This window comes from Prochlorococcus marinus XMU1408 (assembly GCF_003208055.1).
Taxonomy (GTDB): domain Bacteria; phylum Cyanobacteriota; class Cyanobacteriia; order PCC-6307; family Cyanobiaceae; genus Prochlorococcus_B; species Prochlorococcus_B marinus_A.
The window spans coordinates 151426-166997 of record NZ_QJUE01000005.1 but is presented as its reverse complement, the minus strand read 5'-3'; the positions used below and the strand labels follow the sequence as shown (position 1 = coordinate 166997).

Sequence of the window (15572 nt, the reverse complement as noted above, 5' to 3'; positions counted from 1 at the left end):
TAGAATATTATTGACTCGGCCCCATGCGGCTGTGACGCCTAAAACTGGTCAGGACCGGAAGGTAGCAGCCATATGGGATGCTCAAAGCAGGCGTGGACTCCGGGTCACCTATAAATCAATTAGGTTGATTAAATTAAACCATATTAACGGTTTTGTCTTATACGTAGAAACTCAGGTATCGATGCACCTGATTCCTTTGAGTCAGATTGTTCGTAAAGAGATTGAGGGGAAAGTCTTGCCCTATTTCTCTCATTTGAATAAATTTGATTACTGTCAAATCCAGTTGCAATAACTGTTACTTGAATCTCACCCTCAAGTTTTTCATCAACAACTGTACCTACGATGATATTTGCTTCTGGATCAACAACGTCTGAAATAACCTCTGAGGCAGATGTCATATCTTCGAGTGTCATATCTTTTCCTCCAGTTATATTTATTACGCATCCTTTAGCACCATCAATTCTAGCTGCTTCTAAAAGTGGACTATTAATTGCAGCCTGAGCTGCTTCTAAAGCCCTTGATCTTCCTGAACCTAAGCCGATCCCTAGAAGTGCAGTTCCAGCTTCTGTCATAACAGATCTAACATCAGCAAAATCTACATTCACTAATCCTGGACATGTAATTATATCGCTTATTCCTTGTACTCCTTTCATTAGAACATCATCTGCGCTTCTAAAGGCTTCTTGTAAAGGTGCTCCGGAAATTACGTCCTTTAGTCTGTCGTTTGGAATGACAATCAACGTATCTACATTTTCTGCAAGCCTGGCAATACCTTCGTCAGCTTGCCTTAAACGACGTTTACCTTCAAAACTAAAAGGCTTTGTAACTATTCCTACTGTCAAGGCACCACTTTCTTTTGCGACCTGAGCAACAACTGGGGCTGCTCCTGTTCCAGTGCCACCTCCCATGCCAGCGGCAATAAATACTAGGTCAACCCCCTCCAGGGCTTGCTGGAGATCAGTTCTAGATTCCTCTGCTGCCTTTTGTCCAATACTTGGATTGCCGCCTGCGCCCAGCCCTCTAGTTAAGCTTTGACCTAATTGAACTCTATGAGTAGCAGATGATTGGATAAGGGCTTGAGCGTCTGTATTTAACACTCGATATGTAACTCCATCAAGATCACTATTGATCATTCGGTTGACGGCATTACTTCCACCACCACCAACACCGATTACCTCAATACGTGCAGATTGACTGGGGAGGATTCCTTCATCCATGTTGAAACTAGATTTGTTTCCAATTCCCATCACCATATTCAGGATTAGAACTCGTTTTTGGCATTATGAACATCATTAATGGATTCTGTTGGTTTATTGGTTCAAATTGATTAACAAATTAATTTGTATAAATATCTCAGGATTGCCATCAGTTCCTTGAAAGTTTGAAGAGAATCATGTCATAGCAAGGCTTTTACTTCTCACTATTAAGTATTTTTTCGATTTTTAATTCTGGTTTGCCTGGATCTTTAAGGTCCACAATTTTTACTTTTGTGTTGATTAAAAGATTTGGTAATGATTTTTGTAGCTGGTTGAGTTTATTAATTTGCTCGATTAAGCGATCAGTATCGGAACCTAGAAGAACTGAATTGAAGTGCTCTGTCTTTATACTGATTTCTTGAAGAGGACTTATTTTGATTTCTTGAAGAGGACTTTTAAGGATAAACCTATTCTTAAGTATTAGAAGGATGTCATTCTTTTTATTTTGATTCCAATTATCTATTGATATTTTTATTTTATTTTTTTTTGTCTTACTTATAAATTGAAGTGGTATCCAAGTTCCTTCAATATCTATCATCCCTTTCTCAATCTCCTTTGCAATGAATCTACTAGCAAAAGCAATTGGCTCTCTTTCAATAAAGTTTAGATGAATTTCAGGTGGAAAGAACTTACGGCTTATTGAAACATTTTTAATTGGAAGCTTTTTTATTAAATATGATTCAATTTCTTTTGGATTTAATTCCAACAAATTTTTTGGATAAAAATTACTAATGGTTTCTTTTATATGATTTTTTGTTATTCCAGATAGGCCTGTTATTTTAGTTTGTTCAAAACTTATAGGTCTCCAAGCCTGGTTCGTAAATATAAAGATAAGAATAATTGAAGTATATGAAAAAAAAATGAACTGCCATAATTCAATGAAAAATTTCTTATTTTTAAAAATATTTGAGTCTTTTTTAATTGATATCTTTTTGTTTTTATTTAATTTTTTGGTTTTTCTTGTATTTGATTTCAAAGGTCGCATCTTGCTTTGGACATTAGTTGATCCATCCATTGACGAGCACGTTCAGCATCTGAAAAAGGCACATCAATTTCTCTACCTGAGCCAACAAGCCTGAGCCTGCATCGCCCTTCCGATTCTTTTGTTAGAGGTGCTTCTCCTGAACTGAGAGCCATCAGCTCAACCATTTCTAATTTTTTTACTTCGAATGTCTCTTCCTCTTTGAAATTTCCAGCTTCGAAGCTGCTCCAGCATAAAAAGCCATCTTTTAATCTAGCAGCGCCTGTTCCATCAAGTTTGGCTAGCTCTGACCCTTTGGCCCAAATCAAATAAAGGTTTTGTCGCCTTCTCTCAAGCCACCCGAGAGCAGCAATAAGAATAAAAGCCATTAGTAATGGCAACCAAAGGAGACCGTGAATCATTTTTTGAGAAATAGATCTAATAAGTCCATGGTTAATTTATTCTCTAGCTGTTTCTATGAGACTAGCAACAAGTTTTTCTAGTTTTAACCCAGAAGCCTCCCACAACATTGGATACATACTTTTATTTGTAAAACCAGGCAAGGTATTAACTTCATTTATGTAAATCTGTTGTGCATTTTCTTGATAAAAGAAATCTACTCTTGCTAAACCAAATGCATTAATAGCCTTACATGCTTCGATAGCTAATTTTTGTATTTCTTTGGATATATCTAACTTCAAGTCAGCGGGGATAATTGTGCTGCTTAGATTATTATTATATTTTGATTCATACGTGTACCAATCAGTTTGAAATTTAACTTCACCAACAACTGATGCTCTCATAGTTGATTTCCCTAATACTCCACATTCAAGTTCTCTTCCCGCTATGTTTTTTTCTATAATTATTCTTTCATCAAAGTTAGATGCGAATTCGATTCCAGCAATAAGTTCTTCCTTTGAATAAGCTTTATTGATTCCAATAGATGAACCTAAGTTGGCGGGCTTTACAAAACAAGGATAGTTTATAATTTTCTCAGTTTTTTCAAAGATTGACTTCATGAAGAAATTATTTAATAAATCTTCTTTACTTAAAAAAATATATGGAGCTTGAGGAATATTAAAAGATTTAAAAATAGATTTCATTGCTATTTTATCCATTCCTAAAGACGAGCCAAGAATTCCTGACCCAACAAAAGGCTTTCCTGTTAATTTGAATAAACCTTGAATAACTCCATCTTCCCCATTAGGCCCATGTAATACAGGGAACCATACATCAATTTTATCACTTTCTTTCGGTAGATTTATTAAATTATTTCTTAAGTCTTTATTACCTTTATAAGTCGAAATCGATATATTTTGTTCAAGTATTGATTTTGAGTATTTTGAATCTAACCAAAATCCATGCTTGTCTATGTAAATTGGATTTACAATAAAATGCTGATTATTATAAGAATGTAATAAGGCATGGTAAATAGTCTTCGCGGATTTGATAGACACTTCATGTTCACTAGAATTCCCACCAAATACAAGACCTATAGTTAGTTTTTTATTCGACATATTTAGTTAATTTTAAATACTTTGAGAATTGATTGAAAATGATTAACATTCTATATCACTTCACCAGTCAAAGAAAATGGTCGTATTTCATTTATTTTTATATTAACTTTTTCACCAGGTTTATATGACTTGCCATTGTTGGAGGACCTTGGAAAGAAGGTTAGTCTATTCGTTCTAGTCCTGCCCATTAATTGGGAATTATTTTTAGAATTGATGTTTTCAATGAGTATTTCCTGTGATGAATATTTGTATCTAAAGTTTCTTTCTTTTGCAGTCTTTTCTACTAAATTATTTATTTCTTTAAGTCTCTCTATTTTAATTTCTTCTGACAATTGATTAGGCCATAAAGCTGCTGGCGTATTTGGTCTTGGTGAGTACGCTGCAGTATTAACAAGATCAAATTTAATATCCTTAATTATAGATAATGTCTCTTGAAATTGATCTTTTGTTTCACCAGGGAAAGCTACAATAGCATCAGAGGTGATAGATGCTTCAGGCATTAATTTTTTAATATAATTTATAATTTCTTTATAGCTTTCAATAGTATAACCTCTAGCCATTTTTTTGAGGATTTGATTACTCCCGCTTTGAAATGGAATATGAAAGTGTTCACAAACTTTAGGGAGTTTTGCGCATACATTTATTAATTCTTTGGTGAAATATCTAGGATGACTCGTAGCAAATCTAATACGCTCAATTCCCTCTATGTCATGAATATATTCTAATAAATAGGAAAGTGTTAATTGGCCAGATTGATTATATTCATAAGCCTTAAAGTCTCTGCCATAAGCATCGATATTTTGCCCTAAAAGAGTTATCTCTTTATAGCCAATTCGTGCTAATTTTTCTATTTCATTTTTAATTGCTTGAGGTGTCCTCGATTGTTCTTTGCCCCTGACAGAAGGGACTACGCAATATGTGCATCGCTCATTACATCCATAGATAATGTTGACCCAAGCGCAGATATCACTCTCTCTTCTTGCTGTTGTTATGTCTTCGTAAATGTGCTGTTCATCCGTGGCCAAAACTTGGTGTCCATTATCAACTTGATTAAGTAGTGTCTCTAGTCGATTGGCATGCTGAGGACCCATGACAAGATCTATCTCAGGAACTCTTCTTAATAGGGTTTCACCCTCTTGTTGGGCTAAGCAGCCTGCAATGATGATTTTTAAATGAGGATCTAATTTCTTTCTTCTAGCTTGCCTTCCTAAATAGCTATAAACTTTTTGCTCAGCATTATCACGAATAGTACAAGTGTTGTAAAGAATTAAATCCGCTTTTAGTTCCTCTTCTGCAAGTTGATATCCCATTTTTTGTAATATCCCAGACATCCGTTCTGAATCTGCTTTATTCATTTGGCAGCCAAAAGTGGTAATCCAATAGCTTCCTCTGTTAGTTCTAATAGATGTGATCTGTTTAGTAGGGACTATTGATGTTGTCATCGCTGATGTATTTTTTTCTTGAAAAAAAGATTTTTTAGATACATTCCTTAAAGAGTTGTTCAAGGGCGAGCGAGGGGATTCGAACCCCCGAATAGCGGCGCCACAAGCCGCTGCCTTAACCACTTGGCGACGCCCGCCTTGTGCTTTTAATCTACCAATGATTTGTCATTTTGAGATTCCAAAATGATTTTGGTAAACAAATTCGCTTGAAATTATTCTAGATAGTACGAATTAAAATTATCAATTTTTATATCTTGATCACAACGCAATTGACAGGTAATGAAGTTACTGTGGAATAAGTACCCCGATTTATAAAAGCCCGGGATTGAAATCTATTTGAAAGTGAATTTCGCAAAAAATGTTGAATTGATTGCAAGCCCTCCAAAGTCTGGGTGCATAGATGTTCTTGTTCCAAGATGTTTGATTGGTAATGGATTGGATGTATTAGGAACCTCAACTGATAAAGAAGGATTGTCCCCTATTCAAGTTGAATGGAGGGATGGAAAAATTATTTCAATTAAGGGCTTAAAAGATATTTCTAAAGTTCCAAAGGAAATGCTTCTACCAAGATTTGTGGAACCTCATGCACATATAGATAAAGCATTCTCTTGGTCACGTTCCTCTAATTTGAAGGGTAGCTACCAAGAAGCCTTAGCATCGAATCTAAGTGAATACGGATTGAGGTCTGAAGATGAATTACTTTTTAGCGTTGAGACGTCCCTAAATTTAGCTTTGACTAATGGTATTAGAGCAATTAGATCTCATATTGATAGCTTTGGAAAAAATGCAATGAGAGATTGGGAGATATTAGAAAAAGTTAGAACAAAATGGCGAGAGAAAATTTTCTTACAGTTTGTCGCTTTGGTTCCATTAGATTTTTGGCAAACTTACAAAGGTGAGCTTTTAGCTCAAAAAATTGCTTTCAATGGAGATCTCTTAGGAGGAGTTATAGCTCCTCCTTTAAATAAGAGGAAGACTTATCAATCCTTATTACATCTAGTGCAACTCGCAAATAGACTTAAGTGTGATATTGATCTTCATATTGATGAGTCTCAGTCTTGCCCGGCTGCTGGCTTGAAATTACTTCTTGAGGTCTTGGGTCAAGTTAAAAATGAGATATCAATAACTTGTAGTCATTTGAGCAGTATGGGCTTATTAAGAAAAAAAGCTATTTCATGTTTGGCAAAAGAAATGGCTAAAAATAAATTAAAAGTTGTTGCTTTACCACTTACTAACTCTTGGCTACTTGGCAGGGAAAAACGATCCACTTTAACTAAACGTCCTCTAGCCCCAATATTTCAACTTCAAAAGGCTGGGGTTGTTGTATCTGTAGGAGGAGACAATGTAAATGATGCATGGTTTCCTTTATCTAATTTTGATCCTATAAACTTAATGGCCTTTTCAATGCCAATAGCTCATTTGTCTCCTTGGGATAGATTGGGCCTTTCACCTTTCACTACCTCTGCAGCGCATATACTTAGTCTTCAATGGGATGGGATTTTGGAAAAGGGAAGTCCAGCTGATTTTATTTTGTTAGATTCAAATAGTTGGGTAAAAACTTTGTCTGAAAGATCTAAAAGAAGAGTAGTAGTTAATGGTGAATTCTTGAATGAATTACCTAAAAATAATAACTCAAAATTTAGCAATTCTGAGTTATGAGCAATAAAGAGAAAGTAGCTTTGCTCTTAAGTGAACTACAGTTAATTTCTGATTTAGAGATCTATCAAAAAAATAGTGATTTACAAAGGTTCTCTAAAGATTTCTTTGATTATTCGCCGATATTAATTAGTGAATTAAAAGATTGCTTGGCTGATATTGTCGTTCGACCACTGTCGGTAGATGCAATTGTTATTGTGGCTCAAATTTGTAATAAGTATTCAACCCCTTTAACTTTAAGAGGTTCTGGAACAGGGAATTATGGACAGTGTGTTCCTCTAAAAGGTGGAGTTGTCATGATTATGTCTGGTCTCCGGAAGATTAGACATTTCGATCCCAAATCAGGTGAAATCACAGTTGAATCTGGTTGTTTACTAAGAGAGATTAATGATGAGTTGATTGAACATGGTCGTCAGTTGCGCTTGCTTCCAAGTACATGGAGAAGTGCTTCGGTTGGTGGTTTTGTTGCTGGAGGCTCAGGTGGCATAGGATCCGTTCGTTGGGGATTCCTCAGAGATCCTGGGCATTTGCAAGCATTAGAAATTGTAACGACCGAGGATTCACCAAGAAAGCTTGAATTGGATGCAAAAAATTCTGAAGCTTTAAATCATGCTTATGGAACTAATGGAATTATTACTGCTTTGACTCTAACAACTGCTGCGTATGTTAAATGGCAACAAATAGTTGTCGACTGTTTGGATTGGGATCAGGCTATTGATCTTTTAATTAAGTTTAATTGTGCTGCATTAGAGCTTTATTTGGGAACTTTATTAGATAAAGAAATCGTTAGTTGTCTTCCTCATTGGTCTGGTAAACCATCAGGCAAACATAGAATTTTACTTTTGGTTTCGCCGGATGGTGTTAGTACAATTGAACGACTTTCTAGATCAGTTGGTGCAGGTTTTAATGATTTAGGTCCAGAAAATCTTAAGGCCGGAACTGGCCTAAGAGAGCTTTCATGGAACCATACAACTTTACATATGCGCGGAATAGATCCTGAGTGGACATATCTACAAATGCTTCTTCCTCAGCCTGAGTCGGAAATGATGAGGAAATTGAAATCCGATTGGGGACCGAATCTTTTATGGCATTTGGAATGTGTTCGTCAGAATGGAGTACAAAGATTAGCATCACTCCCTATTGTTAAATGGCAGGGTGAAGAAGCTATGAATCGCTTAATTCTTCAATGTAAAGAACTTGGTGCAGTGATTTTTAATCCGCATACAATCACTGTTGAAGATGGGGGGCTTGGTGTGATTGATTCAGACCAAGTTCAAGCGAAGAGTAACTTTGACCCAAAAGGAATTCTTAATCCCGGGAAACTCAAAGGGTGGAAAATAAAAGACAATTAATTCACATACTCTATTTTTAAACAACTTGATTTTTTAAAGCTTGCCTTTGAAAAAGATCACCTATTAAATATAGTGATCCTGTAATGATGGGTGGAGGAGAAGGCCATTTCTTTCGTTTTCTAATTATTGATAAAACTGCTTCTGCACTCAATGCTTCTTTAAGCTGACTTTTATATTCAGGGCAAAAACTTAAAATCTGATCTGTAGACCAGCTTTGTTGACCTGGGACAGGAACTATCCAAGCAATGTCTTTTTCTCTTATCAGATTATGTAAAATGTTTATCATATCTTTTTGTTTTTGGATCCCTAGTATCCAAGTAATGCCACTTTCTTGGTCAGACCATGTCTCTCTTTCAATTGATAATTGTTTGGCTGCATGTGGATTATGGGCACCATCAACAATTATTGGCATTCCTTTCCACTTTATGTATTGAAGTCTTCCAGGCCATTTTGCAACAGATAAGCCTTCTTTAATTTGCTCCTGAGAAATTTTCCAACCAATATTCTCTAATGATTCAATCACACCTTTAGCTACGGCAGCATTTTCTTTTTGTATTATTCCTGATAGACCAAGTTCCCAGTCTGAAGGAAGTGGATCAACCCAATGTATTTTTGCTTGTTGTTTAATAGCAGTCTCCTTGAAAACTTGTTTTACAATATTGTGCTGCGCAGCTGTAATAACCGTACTTTTAGGGGTTATTACAGCTGCTTTTTCAATAGCTATTTTTTTTAGACTTTTACCTAAGTATTCACAATGATCAAGACCAATAGCTCCAAACGCAATGATAGGTCTATGTTTGTGAGCGGTTGTTGCATCAAGTCTCCCTCCAAGACCTACCTCCAGTATGAGAAGCTTAACTTCCTTTAATGTGAAATATTTTAGTGCTATTGCAACAATCGATTCAAAAGGAGTCAAATCATATTTGGTTAAAATTGGACTGAGGGCGAGACTTAATGATTTAAATTCTTTTTTTGATATGGGGGTCTTATTGATACAGATTCTTTCGACCCAATCAACCAAATGAGGAGAAGTAGTTACTCCAGTTTTTATATCTACTATACTTAGAACACTATTTATAAAAGCAGCAATAGATCCTTTCCCATTCGTACCTGCTATGTGAATAGCAGGTATTTTTTTGCATGGATCACCCATGGCACTAATAGCCTGTGACATACGATCTATTCCTAGATTCATATCTTTATATTCTGTGTTTTTACTTTCAAAAGTGAAATTAGATTTTTTTATGAAAGTTTCATTAGACATTTATCTAATCTTGATAAAAGTTCGTTGATTTCTTTTTTTGTAATGATTAAAGGGGGTACTATTCTTAATACTTTTGCACCAGCTGAGACTAAAAGTAATTTCTCTTCCAAGGCCGATTTGACAATATCAAGAGATGTTATTTTTTTATTGTCTTTCAAAACGAGACCTTGAATAAGACCGATGCCTCTTGTAGAAAAAAATATATCAGAATATTTAAGTGAAAGATTAATTAATCCTTCTTTTAATTGAATACCTCTCTCGGTAATTTTAATGAGGAGTTTTCTTTTTTGTATTTCTCTTCCAACGGTTAGAGCTGCTCTACAAGCAAAAGGATTTCCTCCAAAAGTGCTGGCATGGTCACCAGGCTGAAAAACATCAGCTAGCTGATTAACTAATAGTGCTCCGATTGCATGACCTCCTCCAAGTCCTTTGGCTAATGTGAAGACATCAGGTTCAATCCCTAATTGCTCATATCCCCAAAGAGTACCTGTTCTTCCCATCCCTGTTTGGACTTCATCAAACATCAATAAAACATTGTTTTCTGTACATTTAGCTTTAATAAGTTGAAAAAATGATTTTTCCCCAACATTTATTCCTCCCTCTCCTTGTATTGGTTCAATTAACACAGCGGCGATTTTGGGACCTGTTTTTTCTAAACCATCAAATAGATTCTTAAAAGATTCATTGTCGTTATATGAAAAAAACTTAAATCCATCAACCATAGGCTCGAAGCCATTATGGTATTTCGGTTGTCCTGTCGCACTTACAGCTGCGAGAGTTCTTCCGTGAAAGCTTTCTTTTGAGCAAAGAATGATTGGATTATCGATGTTACGTTTGATATGACCATATTTTCTTGCCAATTTAATAGCAGCTTCGTTTGCTTCGGCACCGCTATTGCAGAAAAATGCACTCTTGGCAAAACTGTTGGAAGTTAACCATTGAGCCAGTTCTTCTTGTTCCGGAATTTGGTAAAGATTGGAGACATGTTGAAGTTTCCTTAATTGCTTAGATAAGGATTTGATTAATGCTCTATTACTGTGTCCCAGAGAACAAGTTGCGATGCCTGCTACAGCATCAAGATATTTTTCACCTTTCTCATCCCACACCCAACACCCTTTACCTTTTACTAGGTCTAAGGGAAAACGTTGGTAAGTTTTCATCAATGAAGTGGGAGCGGTCGGACTTGAACCGACAAACCCGAAGGTGCCGCATTTTGAGTGCGGTGCGTCTACCAATTCCACCACGCTCCCAGTAGGTTTATTTTATGTCAAAACTAGCAAAAATATGAAACTAAGCTGCATTTTTTTGAGTATCAATATTGTCTTCAGTAAATTTTTTGTTAGAAAAAGAAATTTGAGATGTTTTTTGATCAAATTTTCTAGAAATTATAGAACCGGCATTACTTAATTTTTCTTCTAATTTTTCATACCCTCTATCTAAGTGATCAAGACCTGTGAAAATACTATTTCCTTTGGCCGAGATACAAGCAAGAATAATGGCAGCAGAAGAACGTAAATCTCCTCCTTTTACATTTGAACCGATTAATTCTTTGACTCCTTTTATGTGAGCAGTATTTTGTTCTAGAGAAATACAGGCCCCCATCTTGATTAGCTCATTAACATGTTGCATCCTCTTTTCAAAAACTTTTTCTTTGATTTTGCTTGAACCCTTAGCTGTGGCCATCAATGACATAAAGGGAGCTTGAAGATCAGTTGGAAAGCCAGGAAATGGACTTGTAGTTATATCAACTCCTGAAATTTCTCTTGGAATAATTTTTAAATAATGATTGCCATGATGAGAGATAGAACAGCCACATTCTTGAAGTTTTAAAATAACAGCGCTCAAATGGTTTGGTACTAGAGGTCCTACAATCAAGGGCGAACGTGTTATGGCTGATGCTATAAGAAAAGTCCCAGCTTCTATTCTGTCAGGGATTACCGAATGAGAAGTCCCTCTTAAGGTTTTAACGCCTTTGATTGTAATTCTTTGTGTTCCAGCTCCAGAAACTTTTGCTCCCATTGAATTAAGCATTTTTGCCAGATCCTGAATCTCTGGCTCTCTAGCGGCATTCGATATGGTTGTTTTGCCCATAGCTAAGCAAGAAGCCATCAAAATAGTTTCTGTAGCTCCAACACTTGGATATTTAAGAGTGATATTCGCACCATGTAATCTTTTATTTTTGGTTGAAACTTGAGCGCTCACAACCTCATTATTAATAACTACTTCTGCGCCTAGAGCTTTTAGACCATTGATGTGTTCATCAACAGGTCTTGCTCCAATATTACAACCGCCTGGTAAAGGAATTTTTGCTTCTCCAAGCCTTGCAAGTAAAGGGCCAATACAGAAAAAACTAGCTCTTAAACTATGAACTAGTTGATAAGGTAACTCAGCATTATGAATGCACCTAGAATTAATCTCAATAGAATTATTCCTCTTAGTTAACTTTGCTCCTAGATTAAGAAGAATTTCTGATAAAACCTCAATATCAGTCAGTTTCGGGACATTTTTAATGAGGAGTGTTTCTTTTGTCAGAAGAGCTGCTGCCATTAAAACTAAAGAAGAATTTTTTGCTCCACTAACTTTCAAAACCCCACTAAGTTGATGCCCTCCTTTCACCTCCAGATGTGGCGGAATAACTTTCCTTTTAATTGTCGCCACACTACTCATATTGGAGCGCACTGCTTACCAAGCCATAATGCCAAGTGGATTAAAAATAGTCCAGTCACCCTTATTGAAAATTGATGGGTTCCAATTAAATCTTGATAATGTTTAAAGTTTGAATAAGATTTGTACATGTTTTTTTGATCAAAGAAAATATCAGTGTTTATTTCAAGGCAAGAAACATCTCTTATCTTTCAGAAATTAAATAATTTGAGGTTTGAAAATTAAGAATTCTTTTTCGCCATTGATTTCAAGTAGAAGGAACCCTTTGGTTAGAAAATTAAGGGGTCTGTTGAAAAAAAGTGGACGTGAAGAGCATTCTTCTCTTTTGCTTGAGGGGTCTCATTTGTTAGAAGAGGCTTTGAAAACAAATTTTTTGCCAAAAGAAGTTATTGCAACTCCTAAATGGTGTGATGAGCATGAGGAAGTTTTAAAAAAAATAGCTTCAAAATCTTTATTAACCCTAGTAACCACAAATGTTTTAGAAGCATCTTTGTCAACAGTGACGCCTGATGGTGTCGCATCGATATTCACAATGTCAGGGTTGCCAAAACCGGTAAAAGCCCCAAAACACATTTTAGCTTTAGATAGGATTCAAGATCCTGGCAATTTGGGAAATTTATTCCGATCGGCCCTTGCTGCTGAATATGAAGTTATTTGGTTAGCTTCTGGAGCAGATCCCCTAAATCAAAAGGTTTTAAGATCTTCAGCTGGCTCAGTTCTTCATTTACCTTTTGAACGGATTGGAAATTCATCTTCTTCAAGTACTGAAATTCTTGTTTCAAAACTCAATATTGCAATTAATGATAATTACCAAGTAGTAGGAACAATTTCGCCGAATAAAATTACTGATAAGAAAGTGAAACCTTATTGGGAATTAGACTGGGATCTCCCTACTGTATTGGTTCTTGGGAATGAAGGCTCAGGTGTTCATTCTTCAATCGAAGCCTGTTGTTCAGACTTTGTTACGTTGCCTCATAGCTCATTAGTTGATTCACTAAATGTGGCATCTGCTGCAGTTCCTCTCTTGTTGGAGCGACAAAGAGTAAAAATGGTTAAGGGTATCCAAAAAAAACCGTGAGTGAAATTTCTTTTGACTTTGACTTAATTGTTGTTGGAGCAGGATATGGAGGTTTTGATGCTGCTAAACATGCAGCAGAGGCTGGCTTGAAAGTGGCGATTATCGAATCAAGAGATATGGGTGGGACCTGTGTCAACAGAGGCTGTGTCCCCTCTAAAGCATTACTAGCAGCCAGTGGTAAAGTTCGTGAGCTTGCAAATGTTCCTCATCTTGCTGAATTTGGTATACATTCCGCTCCAGTTAGATTTGAACGTAAAAAAATTGCCGAACATGCAAAAAACTTAGTTGAGACAATTCGAAAAAATCTAACCAAAACATTGGAAAGATCGGGAGTTGAGATACTTAGAGGAGAAGGGCGTTTAGAAGGCAATCAAAAGGTCGGCTTAAGAGAAACAAATGGAGTTGACAGAATCTTCTCTACCAGAGATATTATCTTGGCTACAGGCTCAGATCCTTTTGTACCGCCTGGAATTGAAATTGATGGACGAACTGTTTTCACAAGTGATGAGGCTATTAATTTAGAGTGGTTGCCAAGATGGATTGCCATAATTGGTAGTGGCTATATAGGCTTGGAATTCGCTGATATTTATACAGCTTTAGGTTGTGAAGTAACCATGATTGAAGCTCTTGATAAAGTAATGCCTACTTTTGATCCTGATATCACAAAAATTGCTTCAAGAAACCTAATTGATAAAAGAGATATTGAAACTCGAGCTGGAGTATTCGCTACTAAAGTCAAACCAGGTTGTCCAGTCGAGGTCGAGCTTACAGATGCAAAGACTCGAGAAGTGATTGAGGAGTTACAAGTTGATGCTGTTCTGGTCGCAACAGGCCGAGTACCGTCGACTAAAAATCTAAATCTACAATCCGTTGGAGTTGAAACGACGAGAGGTTTTATTCCAATTGATGATCAGATGAGAGTATTGGTAAATGAAAAACCAATTTCTAATCTTTGGGCAGTCGGAGATGTTACGGGTAAGTTGATGTTGGCTCATACTGCTGCAGCTCAAGGGAGTATTGCTGTAGAAAATATTTTAGGAAAAGCAATAGAAATTGATTACAGAAGTATTCCTGCAGCGACTTTTACTCATCCTGAGATAAGTTCCGTTGGACTTTCGGAAGAAGAAGCAAAAGATATAGCGAAAAACGAAGGCTTTGAACTTGGAATTGTTAGAAGTTATTTTAAAGCAAACTCTAAGGCTTTGGCTGAATTAGAAAGTGATGGAATTATGAAGTTGATTTTTAATAAACAGACGGGAGAGGTCCTTGGGGCTCATATCTATGGATTACATGCGGCTGATCTTATACAAGAGGTTTCTAATGCAATTTCTAGAAGGCAACTAGTCAATGACTTAGCAAAAGAAGTTCATACGCATCCAACGTTAAGCGAAGTTGTGGAGGTTGCTTATAAACAGGCTGCTTTACAAATCAAGAAGTAGTAAATCAAATTTTATTTTTATAGATCATCACTTATTTAAATTATGAAAATCAGAAGAAGACCTCCTAACCCAAGTATAAAAGTAGCTAATTTAGAGTATGCAATACCTCATCCAGATTCAAAACCTAAAAATATTTTGGAGGAAATTGTTTGGGAAAAACATTTAGAAGTTGAGATTGCAAGAAAAAAAGTTTCGCTTGAAGATTTAAAGAAAAAGATCAAGGATTTACCCAAAACAAAAAATTTTATAGACGCATTAAGAAATAGTAATTCAAAACCAGCACTAATCTCAGAAATAAAAAAAGCTAGTCCAAGTAGAGGGATAATAAGGGAGGACTTTGACGCGAGAACAATAGGTAAAATGTATCAAGATGGAGGTGCTAACTGTATATCAGTCTTAACAGATAAAAAATTTTTTCAAGGTGGTTTTGATGTATTAGTTGAAGTTAGAAAAGAAATCGCAATCCCAATCCTCTGTAAGGATTTTATTCTTTATCCCTATCAGCTTTACCAAGCAAGAGCTGCTGGAGCTGATGCTGCACTTTTAATAGCTGCAATCCTGACTGATTCTGATTTAAAGTACTTATCTAAGGTCGCTGAACATTTGGGACTGACGATATTAGTAGAGGTTCATAACTCAGAAGAACTTGAAAGGGTACTAAATATTAATTTATTTAATTTAATAGGTATTAATAATAGAAATTTAAAGAGTTTTAAAACCGATCTTGAAGTTACAAAGAAATTGGCTAAGAATTATGCTAACCAAATTAAAGAAAATTCTATTACTTTGGTAAGCGAGTCAGGTTTATTTACTCGTGAGGATTTGGATTTAGTAAAGAGTTATGGGGCTGATGCTGTTTTGGTTGGTGAATCTCTTATGTCACAGGAAGATATATTAGGTGGAGTTAAAAAGTTAATTGGAAAGTTATAGATTAAGGAAAAGA

General features: G+C 35.9%; 13 protein-coding genes, 2 tRNA genes and 1 other RNA gene. 6 read left to right on the top strand and 10 right to left on the bottom strand.

Features of this window, described 5'->3' with window-relative positions; translation table 11 throughout:
- Positions 1–12: 12 nt before the first annotated feature.
- Positions 13–109, top strand: an RNA gene (ffs, locus tag DNJ73_RS07285) — signal recognition particle sRNA small type.
- Positions 110–143: 34 nt separating this feature from the next.
- On the opposite strand, the gene ftsZ is transcribed toward ffs, so the two are convergent.
- The 6 genes from ftsZ to DNJ73_RS07255 all read right to left on the bottom strand — a co-directional run bounded on the left by ftsZ (position 144) and on the right by DNJ73_RS07255 (position 5313).
- Positions 144–1247 carry a cell division protein FtsZ gene (gene ftsZ, locus DNJ73_RS07280; RefSeq protein WP_158467047.1) on the bottom strand — a complete coding sequence of 368 codons (1104 nt, stop codon included), beginning with the start codon at positions 1245–1247 and terminating at the stop codon, positions 144–146.
- Positions 1248–1410: 163 nt separating this feature from the next.
- Positions 1411–2271 (bottom strand): cell division protein FtsQ/DivIB, encoded by an 861-nt coding sequence (locus tag DNJ73_RS07275; RefSeq protein WP_158467046.1) that lies wholly within the window; start codon positions 2269–2271, stop codon positions 1411–1413.
- Positions 2229–2639 carry a hypothetical protein gene (locus tag DNJ73_RS07270; RefSeq protein WP_158467045.1) on the bottom strand — a complete coding sequence of 137 codons (411 nt, stop codon included), beginning with the start codon at positions 2637–2639 and terminating at the stop codon, positions 2229–2231. The genes DNJ73_RS07275 and DNJ73_RS07270 overlap by 43 nt, the downstream gene beginning before the upstream one ends.
- Before the next feature lie 36 nt (positions 2640–2675).
- Positions 2676–3734 (bottom strand): D-alanine--D-alanine ligase family protein, encoded by a 1059-nt coding sequence (locus DNJ73_RS07265; protein WP_158467044.1) that lies wholly within the window; start codon positions 3732–3734, stop codon positions 2676–2678.
- Between the two features lie 50 nt (positions 3735–3784).
- Entirely contained in the window at positions 3785–5176 is a 1392-nt protein-coding gene (gene miaB / locus DNJ73_RS07260) for a tRNA (N6-isopentenyl adenosine(37)-C2)-methylthiotransferase MiaB (protein ID WP_158467043.1), read from the bottom strand.
- Between the two features lie 64 nt (positions 5177–5240).
- Positions 5241–5313: transfer RNA gene (locus tag DNJ73_RS07255), tRNA-His, on the bottom strand.
- A 205-nt stretch (positions 5314–5518) separates the two neighbouring features.
- On the opposite strand from DNJ73_RS07255, the gene DNJ73_RS07250 reads away from it, so the two are divergent.
- Together DNJ73_RS07250 and DNJ73_RS07245 are read left to right on the top strand one after the other, a co-directional pair.
- Complete coding sequence (locus tag DNJ73_RS07250) at positions 5519–6835, top strand: amidohydrolase family protein (RefSeq protein WP_261792596.1); 1317 nt, start codon at positions 5519–5521, stop codon at positions 6833–6835.
- Positions 6832–8184 carry an FAD-binding oxidoreductase gene (locus DNJ73_RS07245; RefSeq protein WP_158467042.1) on the top strand — a complete coding sequence of 451 codons (1353 nt, stop codon included), beginning with the start codon at positions 6832–6834 and terminating at the stop codon, positions 8182–8184. The genes DNJ73_RS07250 and DNJ73_RS07245 overlap by 4 nt, the downstream gene beginning before the upstream one ends.
- A gap of 16 nt (positions 8185–8200) precedes the next feature.
- On the opposite strand, the gene DNJ73_RS07240 is transcribed toward DNJ73_RS07245, so the two are convergent.
- The 4 genes from DNJ73_RS07240 to murA all read right to left on the bottom strand — a co-directional run bounded on the left by DNJ73_RS07240 (position 8201) and on the right by murA (position 12115).
- The gene (locus tag DNJ73_RS07240; RefSeq protein WP_158467041.1) at positions 8201–9448 is read right to left on the bottom strand and encodes a bifunctional folylpolyglutamate synthase/dihydrofolate synthase; all 1248 of its coding nucleotides are present in this window, start codon (positions 9446–9448) and stop codon (positions 8201–8203) included.
- A complete protein-coding gene (locus DNJ73_RS07235; RefSeq protein WP_158467040.1) occupies positions 9427–10608 on the bottom strand; it encodes an aspartate aminotransferase family protein in 1182 nt (393 codons plus the stop codon). The genes DNJ73_RS07240 and DNJ73_RS07235 overlap by 22 nt, the downstream gene beginning before the upstream one ends.
- 8 nt (positions 10609–10616) lie before the next feature.
- Positions 10617–10698: transfer RNA gene (locus tag DNJ73_RS07230), tRNA-Leu, on the bottom strand.
- Positions 10699–10738: 40 nt separating this feature from the next.
- Positions 10739–12115, bottom strand: a complete 1377-nt coding sequence (gene murA, locus DNJ73_RS07225; protein ID WP_158467039.1) for a UDP-N-acetylglucosamine 1-carboxyvinyltransferase — start codon at positions 12113–12115, stop codon at positions 10739–10741.
- A gap of 238 nt (positions 12116–12353) precedes the next feature.
- Between murA and DNJ73_RS07220 the strand changes: the two genes are divergently transcribed.
- Genes DNJ73_RS07220 through trpC form a run of 3 tightly spaced genes read left to right on the top strand, consistent with a single transcriptional unit; the run spans position 12354 to position 15559 of the window.
- Positions 12354–13190, top strand: a complete 837-nt coding sequence (locus tag DNJ73_RS07220) for a TrmH family RNA methyltransferase (RefSeq protein ID WP_158467268.1) — start codon at positions 12354–12356, stop codon at positions 13188–13190.
- Complete coding sequence (lpdA, locus tag DNJ73_RS07215) at positions 13187–14629, top strand: dihydrolipoyl dehydrogenase (RefSeq protein WP_158467038.1); 1443 nt, start codon at positions 13187–13189, stop codon at positions 14627–14629. The genes DNJ73_RS07220 and lpdA overlap by 4 nt, the downstream gene beginning before the upstream one ends.
- A gap of 42 nt (positions 14630–14671) precedes the next feature.
- Positions 14672–15559 (top strand): indole-3-glycerol phosphate synthase TrpC, encoded by an 888-nt coding sequence (trpC, locus tag DNJ73_RS07210; RefSeq protein ID WP_158467037.1) that lies wholly within the window; start codon positions 14672–14674, stop codon positions 15557–15559.
- Positions 15560–15572: the final 13 nt, after the last annotated feature.